Here is a 19272-nt window from a genome sequence, read left to right as displayed (position 1 = left end):
CGCCGCCCTCCGCGCCCAGGGCGACGGCAACCTCGACCACTCCGCCCTCCTCCGCGGCGTCGAACGCCTCTCCGGACACCCCACCGAAAGCTGAGGCCATGGCGGCGCAGCGGATTCCCGCCGTACAGGCGGCCGTCCAGATCATGAAGGACGAGGGCGTGGATATCGCCTTCGGCTGTCCCGGGGCCGCCCTTCGCCCGCTGTACGCGGCGATGGCGGAGGCGGGCGGCATCGAGCGGTTGTCGGTGCGGCACGAAGAGGCCGCCGCATTCATGGCTGACGGCTGGGCCCGTACGACGGGCAGGACCGGTGTCGTCGCGGTCACCGCGGGACCGGGGGCGGCACGTCTGATCACCGGGCTGTATGCGGCGCGGCAGGACGCGGTCCCGCTGGTGTGCCTCACGGGCCGGGAGACGGCCGGCCCGAGCCGGCGGAGCGGCCCGCCCCGCCAGGAGGTGAACCGCCCACCGGATCTCGTCCGGCTGGCGGGTCCGGTCACCAAGCGCGCCGAGCGCATCGAGGATCCGGCGCGGATTCCGGGGGCGTTCCGCGAGGCGTTCCGGATCGCGCGGGAGGGTCGTCCCGGCCCGGTCCTGATCGATGTCCCGGCGGATCTGGCCACGGTGGAGATCGCGTACGACGCCGGGCGCCGCCCCGGTTTCGACGTCCGGCCCCCGCAGGCCGGAATGACTCAGGCCGGGACGGCGCAGGCCGGGTCCGCATCTGCCGGTTCCGTACGGCCGCCCGTCCCCTCGGACCGGGCCGGCCACACGGGCCCCGACGCCCTCCCCGTCTCCCGGGTCCTGGCGGAGGTCGCCGCGGTCTTCGGTGCGCCGGGCCCTCCGGACGCCGCGTCGGACGCCTACCTCGTCAGCAGCTCGGCGAGCGCCGCTGCCACCGCTCTTGCGCACGCTCCACGACGGCATCGGCTGCACGGCCGGGGCCGGCCTCCCGGCTGGGAGGTGCCGGCCGCGATCGGCGTCCGCAAGGCCCTGGACTCCCGGGGCGAGCGGACTGCGGAGGTCGTCGCGGTCATCGACGGCCACGGTTTGCCGCTCCTGGCCGACGAGTTGGCGTCCGCGGTCCGGTACGAGGTGCCCTTCGTGCTGATCCTGTGCAGCCCCGGCCACGAAGACCACGGCCGGTACGAGGGCCACGGCGCCGACGACGAGCACGTCACGGACCACGTGAAGCTCGTGGAGGCGTACGGCTGCGCGGGCCGGGACGTCGTCGAGCCGGCGGAACTGCGCTCGGCGGTCGAGTGGGCCCGTAAGGAAGCCGTCTCCACACGGCGGCCGGTCCTCGTGGCGGTCCGGGCCGAGCGGGCCGCCGCGGAACGGGCCCGGCCGCTTGCGGGACGCCGGTCCGACGGCGCGGCCGCTGATCCCGTGCACGAGTTCGCCCACCGGGCCTAGGGCAGGTCCCCCCAGCTTCCGGGCGGCGGCTGCGCCGACACCTGTCCTGTCGCGCCCAGGCGTGGCCGCCGCCCGGAATCCCCCGGATACCACCCAGCTTTGTTTCAACAAACTGTTGACGTTTGGTCGGAGCCCTTCTTACGCTCCGACATGCGGAAGCCAACTTCCGCGCTCTCGTACGGAAGGTCACCATGTCGAAGCCCACGCTGACGGCGCGCTTTCTCACTACGGAGGCTGGCGCCCCCGTCGCCGACAACCAGAACTCCGCCACCGCCGGCGTCGGCGGCCCGGTCGTCCTCCAGGACCAGCACCTGCTGGAGAAGCTCGCCCGCTTCAACCGCGAGCGCATCCCGGAGCGCGTCGTCCATGCCCGTGGCTCCGGCGCGTACGGCTACTTCGAGGTGACCGATGATGTCACCGGCTTCACCCGCGCCGACTTCCTCGGCACCGTCGGCAAGCGGACCGAGACCTTCATCCGCTTCTCGACCGTCGCCGACAACCTCGGCGGCCCGGACGCGGCCCGTGACCCGCGTGGCTTCGCCCTGAAGTTCTACACCGAAGAGGGCAACTACGACCTCGTCGGCAACAACACCCCGGTGTTCTTCATCAAGGACCCGATCAAGTTCCCCGACTTCATCCACTCCCAGAAGCGCGACCCCTTCACGGGCAAGCAGGAACCGGACAACGTCTGGGACTTCTGGGCGCACGCCCCCGAGGCGACCCACCAGATCACCTGGCTCATGGGCGACCGCGGCATCCCGGCCTCCTACCGCCACATGAACGGCTACGGCTCGCACACCTACCAGTGGACGAACGCCGAGGGCGAGGCCTTCTTCGTCAAGTACCACTTCAAGACGAACCAGGGCATCCGCTGCCTGGACGCCGAGCAGGGCGCCGAGCTGTCCGGCAAGGAACCGAACAGCCACCAGACCGATCTGCTGCAGTCCGTCGAGCGGGGCGTCTACCCCTCCTGGACGCTGTATGTGCAGATCATGCCGGCGGCCGAGGCGGCCGACTACCGCTTCAACCCGTTCGACCTGACCAAGGTGTGGCCGCACCGCGACTACCCGCTGCAGCGGGTGGGCCGCCTGGTCCTGGACCGCAACCCCGACAACGTCTTCGCCGAGGTCGAGCAGTCGGCCTTCTCGCCGAACAACTTCGTGCCCGGCATCGGTCCGTCCCCGGACAAGATGCTCCAGGGCCGGCTGTTCGCGTACGCCGACGCACACCGCTACCGCCTGGGCGTCAACCACACCCAGCTGCCGGTGAACGCCCCCAAGGCGACCCGGGCCAACAACTACGGCCGGGACGGCCTGATGGCCACCAACGGCTACGACCGGCACGCCAAGAACTACGAGCCGAACTCCTACGGCGGCCCGGCCCAGACGAACGAGCCGCTCTCCGCCCCGCTGGCCGTCTCCGGCCACACCGGCACCCACGAGGCCCCGGCCCACACCAAGGACGACGACTTCTTCCAGGCCGGTGAGCTCTACCGCCTGATGTCCGAGGACGAGAAGAACCGTCTGGTGAACAACATCGCCGGTGGCCTCTCCCAGGTCAGCCGCGACGACGTGATCGAGAAGAACCTCGCTCACTTCCACGCCGCCGACCCGGACTACGGCAAGCGTGTCGAGGCCAAGGTCCGTGAGCTGCGCGAGGACTGACGGGAGGTCAGCATCCTTGCGCACCGTACCGGCCGGCCCTTTTGAGGGGTGGCCGGCCGGTACGGAGAGGTAGGGCGGGCTCCCCGGTACACGGGGAGAACCAGTGCGGTGGCCGTGCCCGCCCGACAGAAGGGCGGGCCTCTCCCCCACCGCGGAGCCCGCCTCCTCCCCCACCCCACAGACTCCGTCCGGCGGCACGATGTCCTGTCGCGCCCGATTCTCGTGCTGCCGGACGGGAACCACAGCGGGCCCGGAATCCGTACGTCACGGATACCGGGCCCAGTGTGCGCCGCACCTGCCGTACGGCCCTTGTGCGCCGAAGTGCGCTCCCTCCGTGCGCCGTGGCTCCCCTGCTGTTCTTCACCACCTGCGCTTCTCCTCGCAAATCGCCCCCCTGCAGCCGACTTTGGAGAGACCATGGGGGCAGCAGCAGATCCGACCTGTCTGCCGTCCGACCTGCCAGGAGCCGACCATGGCCGACAGCGTGCCGGTGCGGTGCCCCACGTGCCGCCGCGAGAACGCCTTCACCCCGCCCACCTTCCCGTGCGCGTGCGGTGCCCCGCTGACCATGCCCGTGCTGCGTGGCGGGGTACCCGTCGAGATACTCCACCGCACCTGGCAGGCCTCCTGGGTGGAGGTGCGCTGCGAGGTCTGCGGACGGCAGGACGAATGGCCGGCGCCGGAGTCCGGATGCGTCTGCGGCACGGTCGTACGGATTCCCGTCGCCCCCGCGCCCGTCCCACCGCCGCCGAACTTCCCCTCGTTCGGGCCGCCCGCACCGAAGCCCGCACCGCCGCCCGCACCCGGCACTCCACGCGCCGCCCTGCGGCCCGCGTTCCGCCCGGTCACGATCCGTACCGCCCGCGACTGTGTCACCGCCGCCCAGCAGTATCTGAAGTGGCTGGGCTACGCCGATGTCGCACGGACCCAGGAGCGCACCGCCTCCGGCGTGGACCTCCGCGGTACGGGTGTGGTCGCCCAGGTCGACCCGACCACCCACGCCACCAAGCTGCGCGAGATCGAATGCGTCTGGCTCAACGGCCTCAACAACTCGGCCATCGCGGTCTTCTTCTCGCTCGCCGGCTATGCCCGCGACGCCCGGTCCCGCGCCGACGAACTGCACATCCCGCTGTTCGTCATGGACCTCACCGGCACCCCGCAGCCGGTCAACGACCCGGCGGACGAACTGATCAAGTACGGCGCATCCGGCGGGTGATCCGGCCGTCCGCGGCTGCCGGCCGTGGCTCGCCCGATTCCAGGCCAGTACGCCCATGAACCGTCCGAGCCCCCCGCCGGAACGTACCCAGCGGATATCTGCCGTACGGGCGGCCGCAGTTGCTCGTCAAGTGACTCGGTCATCTGCCGTACGGGCGGCCGCAGTTGCTCATCGCCCGGCAACTGGAACAGCGCGGCCATGAGGTCGTCCCGCGCCGCCCCGGCGGGCCCGGAAACCCGGTCGCCGCTTCCGGCGGAAACGGCGACACTGGCCCGATGGTCATCCGTCCGCCTTCCCTTGCCGACCTGCCCGTACTGCGCGCGGTCGAACGGGCCGCCGGTGAGCCGTTCCGCGGTCTGGGCATGACCTCGGTCGCCGACGACGAGCCACCGTCGCTCGCCCAGCTGACGCGCATTCAGCGGGCAGGCCGGGCACTGGCCGCGTACGGGGAAGCGGGGCAGGCGGAAGGCCGGCCGATCGGCTATCTGCTGTGGGAGCCGGTGGACGGGTGCGCCCACATCGAGCAGGTGTCGGTCCACCCGGAGCATGCCCACCGCGGCATCGGCCGGGCCCTCATCGACCGGGCGGGGCGGGATGGCGGCCCGGTCGCCCTGACCCTGACCACCTTCGCCGAAGTGCCGTGGAACGCGCCGTATTACACCCGGATCGGGTTCCGGGTGCTCGCCGATGCCGAATGCACACCGGGGCTGCGGGCGATCCGTGCCCAGGAGGCGGCGCTGGGGCTCGACCGCTGGCCGCGGGTGTGTATGCGCCGGGAGCCCGGCCGGCCGGGTTCCGGCCCCCTGTGACCGTCGCGGAGGGTGACCATCGCGCTGGTGCGGCATCCCGGTCCGGTCGGTGGGCAGGCGCGGCAGGGTGCGACCACCAGGCCATCGCCGCGGAGAGCCGGCCGGCGGCTCGTGGGCGGGCCGGTCGGCTCCACATGACGACCGGTCAGGCAGCCCCCGCCCCTCCCCGGAGATAATGCGGGGATGATCAACGCGCCTACCCTTCGGACCGTCTGCCTGGACTTCAACGGTGTGACCGAGGAATGTCCCTTTCCGCGGCACCCGGACGTATCGACCTTCAAGGTCGGCGGCAAGATCTTCGCGCTGACGACGCTGACGGACACGCCGCTCAGCGTGAGCCTCAAGTGCGAGCCCGAGCTGGCGGAGCGGCTGCGAGCGGCACACCCCGAGGTGGTGCCCGGCTATCACCTCAACAAGCGGCACTGGAACACCGTTTCACTGGACGGTGACCTTCCCGACCGGCTCGTCCTCGACATGATCGAGGACTCGTACGACCTCGTGGTCGCTTCGCTTCCCCGCGCCACGCGCCTGCTGCTCGACTGGCCCGGGGAACGGCGGGCCTGAACAGCCGCCCGGATGCGCCACCTCACGCGCCGGCCGGCATCTCGCCCACACGGGGAGCGGCGGGGTCAGTTCTGGGCGGTGGGCCGGACGACGATCTCGCTCACGTCGACGCCGGCCGGCTGCTCGATCGCGAACGCGATGGCTCGGGCGATCGCCTCCGGCGGGATCGCGATCCGGTCGCGGGTCTCCTTGATCTGCTCTCTGACCTGCTGATTCGTTGATGCCTCGGCGAAGTCGGTATCCACTGGGCCGGGCGAGACGGTGGTCACCCGCAGGGAGTCGCCGGCTTCCTGGCGCAGACCTTCGCAGAGGGCGCGGACCGCGAACTTCGTAGCGGCGTAGACCGCCATGGCCGGCACGATGCGAAAGGCGGCCGTGGAGGCCGTGGTGATGAAGTGGCCGGTGCCCTGCGCCCGGAAGACCGGCAGCGCGGCGCCGATTCCGTGCAGCACGCCTTTGAGGTTCACGTCGACCATCTGGTCCCACTCGTCGACGCGCAGATCGTCGAGGGGCGAGATCGTACCGACCCCGGCGTTGCTGACCAGCACGTCGAGCCGGCCGAATCGCTCACCGGCCAGTGCGACCAGGGCGTGCAGGTCGTCGCGCCGGGTCACATCCGTACGGATCTGCACGGCCGTGCCGCCCGCCTTCTCGATCCGGGCCACCAGATCCGCGAGGCGCTCGCTTCGGCGCGCCCCCAGGACGAGGCGGGCGCCTCGCTCGGCCAGCAGCAGCGCGGTCGCCTCTCCGATGCCGCTGCCGGCTCCCGTGATCGCCACGACCTTGCCGTCGATTCCCGACATGGTGTCTTCCTCTTCCTTCTCGTTTCCGGGATCCGGCTCGTTTCCGGGATCCGGCTCGTTTCCGGGATCCGGCTGGTCACCGGGCTCCGGCTCGTCACCGTTCCGGGCGCTCGCCCGGCCCCGTCCGGGCTCCGAACACCGGAGCCGCCGGTGCCGGGGTGAGCCGTCCACAGACCCTCGGTGAGGTCCGCAACCCCGCTCGGGCACCAGTCTGCGGGGGATCTAGCCTGGTTTCCAGAGCGCGTTTATTCTGGAACCAGGGATGCCATCCACCATGCCGAAACAGCCGGATCAGCGCCGTGAGCTGAGTGCTTTCCTGCGCAGCCGCAGGGAGCGGATCACCCCCGAGCAGGTCGGCCTGCCACGGACCGGCCGACGCCGGACGCCGGGACTCCGCCGGGAGGAACTCGCGCTGCTCGCCGGGATCAGCGCCACCTGGTACACGTACCTGGAGCAGGGCCGGGACATCCGTGCCTCGGACCAGGTGCTCGACGCGCTCGCCGCGGTGCTGCGGCTCGACCGGCACGAACGCGGACACCTCTTCCAGCTCGCCGGCCACGCGCCCGCGGCCGAGGCCGAGGAACCCGAGCCGCTCGCCGCCGAGGTGGCGGCCGTCCCGCTCCTGCTCCAGCCGAACCCCGCGTACATCATCGGCGGCACCTATGACGTGCTCAGCTACAACCAGGCAGCCGACGAGCTGTTTCCGCGCCTCACCGCGGCGGCGGACCGGCCGGCGAACTTCGCCCGCTGGGTGTTCCTCGAACCTGCGGCCCGGGACGTTCTGGTCGACTGGGAGCCCGAGGCGCGCGGCCTGCTCGCCCGGCTGCGGACGCTGGCCGGACAGCACCCCGGCGACGCCCGCTACACCCGGCTGATCGACGAGCTGAAAGCGGGCAGCCCGGAGGTGTCCGCCTGGTGGCCGCGGTACGACGTGCAGGCGCGGCACGGCGGACGGAAACGGCTACGGTGCCCGGGACGCGGGGCGGTCGATTTCACGTACACCGCATTCCACCTCGCCGAACAGCCGGAGCGGACACTGGTGATCTACTCCGATGCAGGAGAGCCGGCCGACTGAAGCAGGACCTGTAGGTGAGCGGAGCGGGTGCGTGCCGCGCACTCGCCCACGACGCGTATTCCCCGTGGCACGGCGCGCGGGGACGTGCCCCGCTGACCGCCGGGCGTGGGTCATGGCGACACTCGCCCCAGCTCCTCCGCCAGCCGCTCCCGCAGCTCGATCTTGCGGACCTTGCCGCTGACGGTCATCGGGAAGGCGTCGAAGAGGTGGAGGTGGCGCGGCACCTTGTAGTGGGCGAGGCGGGAGCGGCAGTAGCGGGCCAACTCATCGCGGGTGAGCGGGTCTTCGGGGTCCCGGAGGATGACGCAGGCGGCGATCTCCTCGCCGTACTTCTCGTCGGGGACACCGACGACCTGGACATCGGCGATCTTGGGGTGGGAGTAGAGGAACTCCTCGATCTCGCGCGGGTAGACGTTCTCGCCGCCTCTGATGATCATGTCCTTGATGCGGCCGACGATCCGGACATAGCCGTCGTCGTTCATCACCGCGAGATCGCCGGTGTGCATCCACCGGGCGGCGTCGATGACCTCGGCGGTGCGCTCGGGGTCCTCCCAGTAGCCGAGCATCACGCTGTAGCCGCGGGTGCACAGCTCGCCGGGGGTGCCGCGGGGCACGGTCACCCCGCTCGCCGGGTCGACGACCTTCACCTCGATGTGCGGCAGCACCCGGCCGACGGTCCCGGTGCGGTGGGCGAGGTCGTCGTCGCGCCGGGTCTGGGTGGAGACCGGGGAGGTCTCGGTCATGCCGTAGCAGATGGAGACCTCGGTCATGTGCATCTCGGCGACCACCCGCTTCATCACCTCCTCCGGGCAGGGCGAGCCCGCCATGATGCCGGTGCGGAGGCAGGAGAGGTCGAAGCCGGCGAAGTCGGGGTGGTTGAGCTCGGCGATGAACATGGTGGGGACGCCGTAGAGGGAGGTGCAGCGCTCGTCCTGGACGGCCTGGAGGGTGGTGGCGGCATCAAACGCGGGGCCCGGGATGACGATGCAGGCGCCGTGCGAGGTGATGCCGAGGTTTCCCATGACCATGCCGAAGCAGTGGTAGAAGGGCACCGGCAGACACACCCGGTCCTGCTCGGTGTAGGCGACGGTCTCGCCGACCCAGTAGCCGTTGTTGAGGATGTTGTGGTGCGAGAGGGTGGCGCCCTTGGGGAAGCCGGTGGTGCCCGAGGTGTACTGGATGTTGACCGGGTCGTCGGCGGCCAGGGCCTTTTCACCCTCGGCGAGTTCGGTGTGCGGGACGGTGGCGCCGGCCGCCAGCAGCCCGCCCCAGGTCGGGTCGCCGATGTAGACCACATCGCGCAGCGCCGGGCTCTCGGCGCGCACCTGCTCGATCATCCGGCGGTAATCGCTGGTCTTGTGGTGGGTCGCGGAGACCAGGACGGTGATACCGGCCTGTCGCAGGACATACGCCAACTCGTGGACGCGGTAGGCCGGGTTGACGTTGACGAGGATGGCGCCGATCCGCGCGGTGGCGTACTGGACGAGGACCCATTCGGCGCAGTTGGGCGCCCAGATACCGACCCGGTCGCCCTTGCGGACGCCCTTGGCGAGCAGACCGAGTGCCACCTCGTCGACCGCGCGGCCCAGTTCGGTGTAGGTCCAGCGGCGGCCGCTCGCCACCTCGACCAGCGCCTCACGGTCGCCGAACCGGGCGATGGCGCGGGCCAGATCGGTGCCGATGGTGTGGCCGAGCAGCGGCTGCTCGGCGGCCCCGCTGGCGTACGACAGTTCTTGGTGCGGCCGGCTCATCGGTGGTTCTCCTCCCGGTACTCGGCGCCGCCGTCGCCCTGCGCGGTGCGCTCACGCAGTTCGATACGGCGGATCTTGCCGGAGACGGTCTTCGGCAGTTCGGCGAACTCCAGCCGCCGGATGCGCTTGTAGGGGGCCAGGACCTCGCGGGAGTGCGCGAAGATCAGCTTCGCGGTCTCCGGGCCGGGCAACCACCCGGCCGCCAGCACGACATACGCCTTGGGCACCGACAGCCGCAGCGGGTCCGGGGCCGGCACCACGGCGGCCTCGGCGACCGCCTCGTGCTCCAGCAGGGCGCTCTCCAGCTCGAACGGCGAGATCTTGTAGTCGGAGGCCTTGAAGACGTCGTCGGCGCGCCCGATGTAGGTGAGCCGGCCCTCGCTGTCGCGGGAGCCGATGTCGCCGGTGCGGTAGTAGCCGTCGGCCATCGCCTCCGCGGTGCGTGCCGGGTCGCCGTGGTAGCCGGTCATCAGGCCGACCGGCCGGGCGGAGAGGTCGAGGGCGATCTCTCCCTCGTCGGCCGGTGCGCCGCTGACCGGGTCGAGCAGGACGACGTCGAAGCCGGGGGTGGGCCGGCCCATGGAGCCCGGTTTGACGGTCTGGCCCGGGGTGTTCGCCACCTGGACGGCGGTCTCGGTCTGTCCGAAGCCGTCGCGGATCGTCACGCCCCAGGCCTGCCGCACCTGCTCGATGATCTCCGGGTTCAGCGGTTCGCCGGCGGCGACGATCTCCCGCGGCGGGGTGCGCAGCGCCGTCAGATCGGCCTGGATGAGCATCCGCCAGACGGTGGGCGGGGCGCAGAAGCTGGTGACGTGGACCCGGTCCATCTCGGCCATCAGCCGGGCCGCGTCGAAGCGGGTGTAGTTGTGGATGAAGACGGTGGCCTCGGCGTTCCAGGGCGCGAAGAGATTGGACCAGGCGTGCTTGGCCCATCCGGGCGAGGAGATGTTCAGATGCACATCGCCGGGCCGCAGGCCGATCCAGTACATCGTCGCGAGATGACCGATGGGGTAGGACGCGTGGGTGTGCTCGACGAGCTTGGGGCGGGCGGTGGTGCCGGAGGTGAAGTAGAGCATCAGCGCGTCGTCGGCCCGGGTGGGACCGTCCGGCTCATAGCTGTCGGGACTGTCGTACGCCTCTTCGTAGGCCAGCCAGCCGTCCGCCGCGCCGCCGACCGCGATCCGGTGGTAGTCGCCCGGTACGGCGGCGAACTTGTCGGTGTCCGCGGCGCGCACGATGACATGGCGGGCCCGGCCGCGGTCGATCCGGTCGTGGAGATCGGCCGCGCCCAGCAGGGGTGTCGCGGGGATGACGACGGCGCGCAGCTTCATCGCGGCCAGCGCGGTCTCCCACAGTTCCGCCTGGTTGCCGAGCATCACGACGATGCGGTCGCCGGCCCGTACCCCTTTGGCGGACAGCCAGTTGGCGGCCTGGTCGGAGCGACGGCGCAGCTCCTCGAAGCTCAGCACGGTCTCGCCGCCGTCCTCCTCGACGATGTGCAGCGCGGTGCGGTCGTTGTCGCGGGCGATGACGTCGAACCAGTCCAGCGCCCAGTTGAAGTGGTCGGGGCGGGGCCAGCGGAAGCCCGCACGGGCCGCGTCATAGTCCTCCCGGTGCCGCAGCAGGAGATCCCGCGCCGCCCGGAACGCCTCGGTGGCGGCCGGTGCGCGACCCGTCGCAGCGTTTTCCGTGTCCGTCATGTGTCCTCCTCATTGCCGCACCGCTCCCTGCCATCGTGTAATCAGTGGCGCAGGTCTCACCACCCCCGAACGGGGGGAAGCGGAGGTATCGGCGTGCAGCGCGAGTCGGCGGCGAACGATTCGGTGGACGTACGGACGGCGCTGTCGCGGCTACGGCGGGCCAGCGGGCTGCCGGTGGCGTTCGGCGGTCTGCTGGCCGGCACGGGGCGCTACCGCATCAATGAGCTGGCCGGTACGGAGACCGCGGTACTGCACGGCCTGGACATTCTGCAGGGCAATGGGCTGGGCGGGAAGGCCGTGGCGCTGTCCCGGCCGTTCGCGGTGACCGACTACAGCGTCTCGTCGGTGATCAGCCATGAATACGACGCGGCGGTGGCCGCGGAGGGGCTGCGGTCGGTGCTCGCGGTGCCGGTGATCGTCCGGCGCCGGGTGCGCGGGGTGCTGTACGGGGCGCTGCGCCGGCCGGTGCGGCTCGGCGACCGGCCGCTGTCGGCGGCCGTGGAGGCGGCGCGGGAACTGGAGCAGGCGCTCGTGCTGCAGGACGAGGCGGCGCGGCTGCTGTCGGAGGTCCTCCCCCATGCCTTGCGGACACGGGAGGAGCCCACCCCGCCGGCCGCCGCCGATCCGGCGAGGTGGGAGGAGGTACGGGAGGCGCACGGTGAGCTGCGCGCGCTGGCCCAGCGGGTCGGCGACCCGCTGCTGCGGCAGGAGTTGCTGGGGGCGTGCGGCCGGCTCGCGGCGGCCTCGTCGAGGCGGCCCGACGCGGACGGTGCGGGCCCGGTGCTGTCGCCGCGCGAGGTGGACGTACTGGCCTGTGTGGCGTCGGGGGCGACGAATGCGGCGGTGGCGCGGCGGCTGGGGCTGCGCCCGGAGACGGTCAAGAGCTATCTCCGGTCCTGTATGCGGAAGCTGGGGGCGCACACCCGGCTGCAGGCGGTGATCGCGGCCCGGCGGGCCGGGGCGCTCCCGTAAGGGGAGCTCCCGTGGGGCGACGCCCCTGCGGCGACTCCCGTCAGGGGACTCCCGTACGGCGCGCTGCTGCCCGCGACTCCCGTAAGGCGAGGCGTGGGCCGGCCCTCCCCCGTGAAGACCGGCCCGCCGCTCGTCGGCTACTTGTCGGCGGTCAGCGTGCCCGCCGCGCCCCAGCTGTCGGTGGGGACTTCCTGGATCCAGACCTGCACGGTCTCGGCGGGAATCCGGTACGCGTCGACGAACGCGTCGGTGATCTGCCGGACCAGTTCCCGCTTCAGCTCGACGCTGCGCGGACCCTGCTGGACGGTGACGATCGGCATGACGTAACTCCCTTGTCATATATGGCCGTTGGGAAGTGGGACACAGGGACTCCCCGTGTTCCGCGGCCTGCGGTGCGCCCGGTTCCCCCCGGTCTCCCGTGGTTGGCCGGCGTGTCCTCAGTCCATCGCGAACGGGCCGTGCGACCAAGAAGCGGATCGCGCACACAGCGATCACCGATCGAGATCGGACGCCGTGTCCGGCGAGGCGGCCGGCGGGTGGCGGGCCGGGACGACCGCCACCAGCGGGTCCTGCCACAGCGGAACGAAGCGCAGGCCGTCCCGCTGTCCGTCGCGCGGTTCACCGCGGAGGAACGCGGCAGCCAGCTCACCGGACGCCACCCGGTCGAGCCGCTCCCGGGCCCGCGCCGCCACCAGCTCCACCCGGATCTCCGGGGCGAGATCTGCCAGCGCCTCCAGCACGCGGTCCAGATGGGCGCCCAGGCCCGTACTGGTCCCCACGCGCAGGGTGGCGGCCCGGACCTCGGCGAACTCGGCGATGACGGCGCGGGCGCGCTGCTCGGCGGCGAGCAGCGCCCGCGCCTCCGGCAGAAACCGCTCGCCGACGGCGGTCAGCCGCACCTGGCGCGCCGAACGGTCGAACAGCTCGGTCCGCAGCTCCCGCTCCAGCCGTCCGATCTGCTGGCTCACCGCCGACTGCACGATGTGCAGCTTCTCGGCGGCCCGCCCGAAGTGCAGCTCCTGCGCGACCATGACGAAGTACCGCACCTGCCGCAGCTCCACGCCTCCCCCTTTCCGGCCCGCTCCTGCTGAACCGGCCCGCCCCCACCCGGTCCGGCACTCCCCCGCCCGGTCAATTCCGTTGCCGTACGCCCCACGGCCCGGACATCATCACCCCATGATCGACGCCACCGCACTCTCCGAGAAGCCGGTGCTCACAGGCGCCCGGATCCGCCTCGCACCGCTGTCGTCACGGCATGCGGCCGCCTTCCACACCGCCGCCGTGGACCCGGAGACCCGCCGGCTGACCGGCACCCATCATGACTTCACGCTGGAGGAGATGCAGGCGTGGTGCGCCGGCAGTGCCGACCGCGCGGACCGGCTGGACCTCGCCATCGAGGACCGGGAAACCGGCGGCTTCCTGGGCGAACTCGCCCTGAGCGGGATCGATCCGCCGAACGCCCACGGGAGCTTCCGGATCGCCCTCACCCCGGACGCCACCGGCCGCGGCATCGGCAGCGAGGCGATCCGGCTGCTGCTCGACTACGCCTTCGACCGGGTGGGGCTGCACCGCGTCCAGCTGGAGGTCTTCGACTACAACCCGCGCGCGCGGAGGGCGTACGAGAAGTGCGGCTTCGAAGTGGAGGGCCGGATGCGTGAGGCTCTCTTCTGGGACGGCGCGTGGCATGACGTGTTCGTGATGGCGGCGCTGCGGCCGCGGCGGGCCGGGGGCGCGGGCTGAGAGGCGGGGGCGCGGGCCGAGCGACGGGCGCGGGCCGAGGCGGCCGGGGCGGGCACCCCGGTCGGCCCGCGCCCGTCGCTCAGTGGTTCTCCCCGGTGAAGGGCAGCCACTCGGTCTGCAGGGCGGCGTCCAGGCGGCGGACCGCGCCCGGGGTGTGTTCGGTGGCCAGACCGGCGTGAACGAAGTGCCGCAGGGGGGTGCCACCGAGGTAGCAGGAGCCCAACTCCCGTACGTCCAGGGAGATGTCGGGCGCCTCGTCGACGGGTTCCCAGGTGGCGCCGTCGGGCCCCGCGGTCAGCCGGAAGCGGCCCGCGTTGGCGGGCAGGGCGGTGTCGCGCAGATCGAGGACGAGGTCGACGGGGGCCGCCCAGGAGCGCGCGGTCAGCGCGGCGTCGACGTCCACCAGCCGGAGCCACAGGTTGGGTTCCTGCCCGGTGACGCGGACCTGGTCACGGTCGGCGGCGAGGTACAGGAGAGGGTCGTCGGCGGGGCGGCCCTGGACCCGTACGACCGAGGTGAGGTCGATCGAGGCGAGGTAGGACCACAGGGCGGCGGCGGCCGGTGCGGACTCCGCCTCCAGTTCGCCGACGAAGACCGCTCCGGGGCGGCCCTCCCCCGGACCGCGGGTGCGGTAGACCGCATAGCCGCCGGGCTCCTCACCGGGGGCGCCGAGCACCACGACACGCGCCGCTCCGAACCCGTCCTGACCGGCGTTCATCCGGGCGCCGTTGAGGTCCAGCGCCCCGGCGCGCCACCAGCTCGCGTCGCGGGTGAAGCGGCCGGCGCGCTGCGGCAGGGTCGCGTCGTAGCGCGGTGCGAGGACCGCGGGTGCCTCGGCCGGGTCGATCAGCCGCAGCGGACGGCTGTCGGGGGCGAGGCGCAGGGCGAGCGGGCGGGACGTGTCGATCTCGATGCCGTACAACTCGGTGGCGGCGCCGAAGCCGTAGCGTCCGTAGATGGCGCTCTCGGACGCCCAGAGGCAGGCCAGTGGCCGCCCGTCGGCGGCACAGCGGCGCCAGAGCCCGTCCATCATCGAGGTGAGGACGCCACGGCGCCGGTGGGTGGGCAGCACGGTGACGAAGTCCACCGCCGCACAAGGAAGTCGGCCACCCGGTACGGAGAGGGTGCGGCGGTGCGCCCCGGCCAGTCCGGCCAGCTGTGCGCCGTCGTACGCACCGACCCGGAGGCCGGCCCGCAGCAGATCCCCGTGGAAACTCCGGGTCTTGTCGCCGGGCTGCAGATGGAAGACGGAGTAGCACATGTCCAGGGCCTGGTCGCAGTCGGCCGCGGGGAGATCCCGGATGTTCATGGTGGCGCGGGCGGCGTCGTCAGTGGTCACCCCGGGACGCTAACTCGGTGCGGCGGGACCTTCATCCCGTTTTCCGGTCCGGCCCGGGTCCGTTACCGCTCACCGCCGGGTTGCGTGGCCGGCGGTCCGGGCGGTGCGCCGGTGCCGTACCGGTGGGCGGGCCGGCTCCCCGGGAGGATCGAGGACCAGCTCCGTCAGGCAGGCGAGGTACAGGGCGATGGCCTCGGCCGGGTCGCGGACCGGGCGGCCCGCGCGGCGGGTGATCTTGTCGAGGCGGTAGACGAGGGTGTTGCGGTGGATGTGCAACTGCTCGGCCGCGCGCACCAGATGACAGCCGCTCTCCGCCCAGCCGATCAGCGTCGCACGCAGCGTGGGCCAGTCCGGTTCGGCCCGCAGCGGGCCGAGCACCTCGGCGGCGTAGCGCAGTCCAGCCTCCTGGGGCACGCCCGCCAGCAGCCGCGGCACCCGCAGCGCCGGTGCGCAGAGCACCGGTCCGTGCGCCGGGCCGGGCCCGCCGTGGTCCAGCAGCGGGCCGATCCGCAAGGCCTCCTCCGCGCCCCGGTAGGAGGCGTGCAGCCCCGCCGGGCCCGTGGCCGCATCGCCGACGCCGACCCGGACGGTGAGCCCGTGCCGGTCGGCCAGCAGGGTCACCAGCCGTGCCCCGTCGTCGGCGGACCGGTCGTGTGCGGCGGGGTGCAGAACGACCGGCCGCCCCGCCGTCACCTCGCCGATCAGGTCCTGGGGGCCGGCGAACACCTCGCGTACGGTCCGCAGCACGGCGGGCCGGGACACACCGCCCGCCGCGTCGCCGAGGTCGATCAGCAGTGCGCGGCGCGGGACGGTCAGGTTCACCCCGAGTTCGGCGGCGCGGGCGGCCAGTGCCTCGGGGTGCAGCCGCTGCGGGTCGGGCAGCGCGAGCTCGCGCAGCAGGTCCTCCACGGCGCGTTCGCGCAGCAGCAGGGAGCGCTGGCGTTCCGACTCGCGGATGAGGATCTCCGCCTGGCGCTGGACGACCAGGCCGAACTGCCGTACCCGGGACGGCGGCCCGGTCAGACCGACCGTGCCCAGCGGCTCCCCGTCGACGACCAGCGGGAGGCTGATGCCGGGCCGTACGCCGTGCAGTCCGCGGGCCTGCCGGGTGTCGTGCGCCTGCGGCCGGAGGGTGGCGAGCACCTCGACGGACGCCTCGTGGAGGGTGCCGATCCGGGCCGGGTCGCCGCTACCGATGACGATCGCCTCGCGGTCGGTGATCAGGACGTTGAAGCCGACGATGCCGGTGATGTCCCGGGCGATCTCCTGGGCCGTTTCCGGTGCCAGGACCGGGCGGCCCGTACCGTCGCGTGCCATCCGTCCGCCTCCCGCCGTGCGTGTGCCTCACCACCGGCCGGCTTCCGGCCGCCGACCTGCAGTTCCGGGCCACCGGACCGGCCCGTGCTGTGCGGATCGTACAACCGGTGCCGGTCACATGCCTCCCGGTTCGTACGGACCGCACGATGACCTGCGCGGCACCGCTGCCTAACTTCTCCGCATGACCGCAATCGCGTCACACCCACGTCCCTCCCGCACCAACTGGCTCATCACGCTCTACGCGGGCGGCGGTGAGTTCTGCGACGGCTACATCCTCAGCATCATCGGCGTCGCCCTCCCCCTGGTGAGCGCGCACTTCTCGCTCGGCATCGGTGACGCCGGCCTGATCGGCTCGGCGTCGCTGCTCGGTATGTTCGCCGGCGGGCTGGTCTTCGGCCGGGTGACCGACCGGATCGGCCGCCGTGCGGTCTATCTCGCCGATATCGCCGCCTTCATCCTGCTGTCCGCTGCCCAGTACGTCGTCAGCGAGCCCTGGCAGCTGACCGCGCTCCGCTTCGCGATGGGCATCGCGATCGGGGCGGACTTCGCCATCGCCGGCACCATCGCCTCCGAGTTCGCACCCGAGCGGTCCCGCGGCCCGGTGATGGTCGCGATGGTGACCATGTGGTCGGCGGGCGCCGCCTGCGCCTTCCTCGTGGGCTGGGCGATGCTCGCGGCCGGCGCCGAGGACTGGCGGCTGATGCTGGCCAGCAGCGCGGTACCGGCCCTGCTGGTACTGGCGCTACGGCTGCGCTCGCCGGAGTCCCCGCACTGGCTGATGAGCCGCGGCCGCACCGCCGAGGCACGGGCCGTACTGCTGCGGATGCACGGACCCGACGCCGATCTGTCCGTACTGGACGAAGCGGACGCCGAGCGGGCCGGGCCGAGCCGCTACCGCGACCTCTTCCGCGGCCCGTACCTGCGCCGGACGCTGTTCATCTGTCTGTTCTGGTCCTGCCAGCTGCTGCCGATCTATGCGATCACCACCTACGAACCGACGATCCTCGCCTCCTTCGGACTGGCTGGGGGCCATACCGCCTACCTGGGCGCCATCGTGGTGCAGCTGTTCTTCGTGCTCGGCTCGCTGTCCGGCGCACTGTTCATCAACCGGGGCCGTCGCGCACTGCTGTTGTGGAGCTTCGGGCTCTCGTCCGTGCCGCTGGCGCTGCTGGGCGCGTTCGCCGCGCCGCCGGTGTGGCTGGTGGTGGTGCTGTTCGCGGCGTTCGGCCTCGCGATGTTCGCCGGCCAGTGTCTGCAGGCGATCTACCCGTCCGAGCTGTTCCCGACGGCGGTGCGCGGCACCGCGAACGGTTTCGCCACCGGTATCAGCCGTATCGGCGCCGCCATCGGCACGTACGGCGCACCGCTGCTGCTCGCCCGGAGCACCCGGCTGGCGATGCTCGCCGGCGCCCTGATCGCGCTGGCCGGCTGGGCGGCCTCGCTGGTCCTGGCACCGGAGACCCGTGGCCTGACGCTGCGGGAGGCGGCGACCGCGCCGGAGCGGCCCACAGACCACCCCAACGACCCCTCAACTCCCGTACATTCCACCGCACTTGCCGAGGAGAAGCCGTGACCGACCGTCGCTCCCCCACCACCGCAGCCCCTTCGTCGGTGACCATCGTGGGTGGTGGTCTGATCGGGCTCTGCTGCGCGCACTATCTGAGCCGGGCCGGGCTGGAGGTCACCGTCCTGGAGCGGGACCGGGTCGGCAGTGGCGCCTCGCGCGGCAACGCCGGCGAGGTCTGCCCGGATCTGGTCGAGCCACTCGCCGCGCCCGGCAAGGTCACCGAGGCGCTGCGCGGGCTGCACCGCCCCGACAGTGCCCTGTACGTCCACCCCGGGCCGAGCGCCGAACTGATGCGCTTCCTGGCCGGGTTCGCCCGCCGCGCCAACCGCCGCGACCACGACCGCGGGGCCCGTGCGCTGGCCAAGTTGGCCGGTGAAACCTTCGCGCTCTTCGAGGAGTTGGAGGAGCTCGGCGTCGACGGGCAGGCCGACAAGAGCGGCTTTCTGTTCGCCTTCCCCGAGCGGGCGGCGGCCGTCGCGGCGCGGGCCGCATTCGCCCGGCTGGGCGCGCCGCTGGCCGGGAGCGGGGTGCTGGACCGCGCGGGGATGGCGGATGCGGAGCCGGCGCTGTCGGCGCGGGCCCGGGCCGGGTTCCTCGTCGAGGACCAGTGGTCGCTGGATCCGTCATTGTTCGTCGACCGGCTGGCGGCGCGGCTGCGCGCGCAGGGGGTACGCGTCGTGGAGGGCGCCCGGGTCACGGACGTCGAGGAGTACCCCGGCGGCGTGGCGGTGCACACCACGGCGGGCAGCCATCACGCGGACCGCACGGTGATCGCGGCCGGTGTCCGCTCCCGCGAGCTGCTGCGCGGCCTGGGCACGGCGGTCACGCTGTTCCCCGGCAAGGGCTACAGCTTCTCCGTACGGACCGAGCGGCCGCTGCGGCGGCTGGTGCACCTCGGCTCCGCGCATGTCGTCCTGACGCCGTTGCGAGACCGGGTGCGGGTTGCCGGGACGATGGAGTTCGACTCCGACCACGACCGGTTCCGGGCCGGCCGGGTGCGGGCCATCGCGGCGGCCGCGGGCCCGTATCTGCCTGAGGTGGACTGGTCGGCGCGGCAGGAGGAGTGGGTCGGCTCGCGCCCCATGACGCCCGACGGGCTGCCGCTGATCGGTCCGGTCCCCGGCACCGCCCGGGTGCTCACGGCCTGTGGCCACAACATGCTGGGGCTGATGCTGGCGCCGGCTACCGGGGCGCTGGTGACCACGCTGGTTCAAGGAGACGGAATGCCCGCGGTCGCCGCGCCGTTCGCGCCGGCGCGGCTGGCTCGCGGGCACGGGCCGTTCCGCCGCCGTACGCCGTCGGCCCGGCGGTCTGGCGGCTGAGACACGACACCGGCGGAG

General features: G+C 72.4%; 17 protein-coding genes and 1 pseudogene. 11 read left to right on the top strand and 7 right to left on the bottom strand.

Annotated elements, in window-relative coordinates; all coding sequences use genetic code 11:
- The 6 genes and pseudogenes from ACWGI6_RS37350 to ACWGI6_RS37325 form a co-directional block, all read left to right on the top strand.
- Positions 1-94: pseudogene (locus ACWGI6_RS37350) on the top strand (2-hydroxy-3-oxopropionate reductase); the annotation flags it as partial.
- 4 nt (positions 95-98) lie between these two features.
- The gene (locus ACWGI6_RS37345) at positions 99-1415 is read left to right on the top strand and encodes a thiamine pyrophosphate-binding protein (RefSeq protein WP_453271630.1); all 1317 of its coding nucleotides are present in this window, start codon (positions 99-101) and stop codon (positions 1413-1415) included.
- A gap of 206 nt (positions 1416-1621) precedes the next feature.
- Positions 1622-3079, top strand: a complete 1458-nt coding sequence (locus ACWGI6_RS37340; protein WP_453271632.1) for a catalase — start codon at positions 1622-1624, stop codon at positions 3077-3079.
- A gap of 472 nt (positions 3080-3551) precedes the next feature.
- Positions 3552-4295, top strand: a complete 744-nt coding sequence (locus ACWGI6_RS37335) for a hypothetical protein (protein ID WP_453271629.1) — start codon at positions 3552-3554, stop codon at positions 4293-4295.
- A 275-nt stretch (positions 4296-4570) separates the two neighbouring features.
- Positions 4571-5104, top strand: a complete 534-nt coding sequence (locus ACWGI6_RS37330; RefSeq protein ID WP_453271628.1) for a GNAT family N-acetyltransferase — start codon at positions 4571-4573, stop codon at positions 5102-5104.
- Between the two features lie 183 nt (positions 5105-5287).
- Positions 5288-5668, top strand: a complete 381-nt coding sequence (locus tag ACWGI6_RS37325; RefSeq protein ID WP_453271627.1) for an MmcQ/YjbR family DNA-binding protein — start codon at positions 5288-5290, stop codon at positions 5666-5668.
- A 65-nt stretch (positions 5669-5733) separates the two neighbouring features.
- Here the strand turns inward: ACWGI6_RS37325 and ACWGI6_RS37320 are convergent, their stop codons facing one another.
- Positions 5734-6471: an SDR family oxidoreductase gene (locus tag ACWGI6_RS37320; RefSeq protein ID WP_453271626.1), complete on the bottom strand. Its 738-nt coding sequence runs from the start codon at positions 6469-6471 to the stop codon at positions 5734-5736.
- A gap of 274 nt (positions 6472-6745) precedes the next feature.
- Between ACWGI6_RS37320 and ACWGI6_RS37315 the strand changes: the two genes are divergently transcribed.
- The gene (locus ACWGI6_RS37315; RefSeq protein WP_453271625.1) at positions 6746-7546 is read left to right on the top strand and encodes a helix-turn-helix transcriptional regulator; all 801 of its coding nucleotides are present in this window, start codon (positions 6746-6748) and stop codon (positions 7544-7546) included.
- A 110-nt stretch (positions 7547-7656) separates the two neighbouring features.
- On the opposite strand, the gene ACWGI6_RS37310 is transcribed toward ACWGI6_RS37315, so the two are convergent.
- Both ACWGI6_RS37310 and ACWGI6_RS37305 read right to left on the bottom strand, forming a co-directional pair.
- Positions 7657-9297, bottom strand: a complete 1641-nt coding sequence (locus ACWGI6_RS37310) for an AMP-binding protein (protein ID WP_453271624.1) — start codon at positions 9295-9297, stop codon at positions 7657-7659.
- A complete protein-coding gene (locus tag ACWGI6_RS37305; RefSeq protein ID WP_453271623.1) occupies positions 9294-10997 on the bottom strand; it encodes an AMP-binding protein in 1704 nt (567 codons plus the stop codon). The genes ACWGI6_RS37310 and ACWGI6_RS37305 overlap by 4 nt, the downstream gene beginning before the upstream one ends.
- A 93-nt stretch (positions 10998-11090) precedes the next feature.
- Here ACWGI6_RS37305 and ACWGI6_RS37300 point away from each other — a divergent pair, with 93 nt between their 5' ends.
- Complete coding sequence (locus ACWGI6_RS37300; RefSeq protein ID WP_453271622.1) at positions 11091-11969, top strand: response regulator transcription factor; 879 nt, start codon at positions 11091-11093, stop codon at positions 11967-11969.
- Between the two features lie 137 nt (positions 11970-12106).
- Here the strand turns inward: ACWGI6_RS37300 and dmpI are convergent, their stop codons facing one another.
- Entirely contained in the window at positions 12107-12289 is a 183-nt protein-coding gene (dmpI, locus tag ACWGI6_RS37295) for a 4-oxalocrotonate tautomerase DmpI (RefSeq protein ID WP_246296523.1), read from the bottom strand.
- Between the two features lie 171 nt (positions 12290-12460).
- Complete coding sequence (locus tag ACWGI6_RS37290) at positions 12461-13030, bottom strand: LysR family transcriptional regulator (protein WP_453271621.1); 570 nt, start codon at positions 13028-13030, stop codon at positions 12461-12463.
- 115 nt (positions 13031-13145) lie between these two features.
- Between ACWGI6_RS37290 and ACWGI6_RS37285 the strand changes: the two genes are divergently transcribed.
- Positions 13146-13709, top strand: a complete 564-nt coding sequence (locus ACWGI6_RS37285; RefSeq protein ID WP_453271620.1) for a GNAT family N-acetyltransferase — start codon at positions 13146-13148, stop codon at positions 13707-13709.
- Between the two features lie 79 nt (positions 13710-13788).
- Here the strand turns inward: ACWGI6_RS37285 and ACWGI6_RS37280 are convergent, their stop codons facing one another.
- Positions 13789-15018, bottom strand: coding sequence for a GNAT family N-acetyltransferase (locus ACWGI6_RS37280; RefSeq protein WP_453271631.1), 1230 nt, complete (start codon positions 15016-15018; stop codon positions 13789-13791).
- A 99-nt stretch (positions 15019-15117) separates the two neighbouring features.
- The gene (locus ACWGI6_RS37275) at positions 15118-16365 is read right to left on the bottom strand and encodes a CdaR family transcriptional regulator (protein ID WP_453271619.1); all 1248 of its coding nucleotides are present in this window, start codon (positions 16363-16365) and stop codon (positions 15118-15120) included.
- Positions 16366-16546: 181 nt separating this feature from the next.
- On the opposite strand from ACWGI6_RS37275, the gene ACWGI6_RS37270 reads away from it, so the two are divergent.
- Together ACWGI6_RS37270 and ACWGI6_RS37265 are read left to right on the top strand one after the other, a co-directional pair.
- Positions 16547-17938 (top strand): MFS transporter, encoded by a 1392-nt coding sequence (locus tag ACWGI6_RS37270; protein WP_453271618.1) that lies wholly within the window; start codon positions 16547-16549, stop codon positions 17936-17938.
- Positions 17935-19254: an NAD(P)/FAD-dependent oxidoreductase gene (locus tag ACWGI6_RS37265; RefSeq protein WP_453271617.1), complete on the top strand. Its 1320-nt coding sequence runs from the start codon at positions 17935-17937 to the stop codon at positions 19252-19254. Before ACWGI6_RS37270 ends, ACWGI6_RS37265 begins: the two co-directional genes overlap by 4 nt.
- Positions 19255-19272: the final 18 nt, after the last annotated feature.

Source organism: Streptomyces sp. NPDC054786 (assembly GCF_053611685.1).
Note: the sequence above shows the minus strand (reverse complement) of the source record. Positions and strands in the feature narration are given on the sequence as shown.

Coding starts and splice junctions, on each gene's coding strand:
- ACWGI6_RS37330 (WP_453271628.1), top strand. CDS start 4,571: ATGGTCATCCGTCCGCCTTCCCTTGCCGACCTGCCCGTACTGCGCGCG.
- ACWGI6_RS37285 (WP_453271620.1), top strand. CDS start 13,146: ATGATCGACGCCACCGCACTCTCCGAGAAGCCGGTGCTCACAGGCGCC.
- ACWGI6_RS37310 (WP_453271624.1), bottom strand. CDS start 9,297: ATGAGCCGGCCGCACCAAGAACTGTCGTACGCCAGCGGGGCCGCCGAG.
- ACWGI6_RS37305 (WP_453271623.1), bottom strand. CDS start 10,997: ATGACGGACACGGAAAACGCTGCGACGGGTCGCGCACCGGCCGCCACC.
- ACWGI6_RS37325 (WP_453271627.1), top strand. CDS start 5,288: ATGATCAACGCGCCTACCCTTCGGACCGTCTGCCTGGACTTCAACGGT.
- ACWGI6_RS37315 (WP_453271625.1), top strand. CDS start 6,746: ATGCCGAAACAGCCGGATCAGCGCCGTGAGCTGAGTGCTTTCCTGCGC.
- ACWGI6_RS37275 (WP_453271619.1), bottom strand. CDS start 16,365: ATGGCACGCGACGGTACGGGCCGCCCGGTCCTGGCACCGGAAACGGCC.
- ACWGI6_RS37270 (WP_453271618.1), top strand. CDS start 16,547: ATGACCGCAATCGCGTCACACCCACGTCCCTCCCGCACCAACTGGCTC.
- dmpI (WP_246296523.1), bottom strand. CDS start 12,289: ATGCCGATCGTCACCGTCCAGCAGGGTCCGCGCAGCGTCGAGCTGAAG.
- ACWGI6_RS37345 (WP_453271630.1), top strand. CDS start 99: ATGGCGGCGCAGCGGATTCCCGCCGTACAGGCGGCCGTCCAGATCATG.
- ACWGI6_RS37335 (WP_453271629.1), top strand. CDS start 3,552: ATGGCCGACAGCGTGCCGGTGCGGTGCCCCACGTGCCGCCGCGAGAAC.
- ACWGI6_RS37320 (WP_453271626.1), bottom strand. CDS start 6,471: ATGTCGGGAATCGACGGCAAGGTCGTGGCGATCACGGGAGCCGGCAGC.
- ACWGI6_RS37280 (WP_453271631.1), bottom strand. CDS start 15,018: ATGAACATCCGGGATCTCCCCGCGGCCGACTGCGACCAGGCCCTGGAC.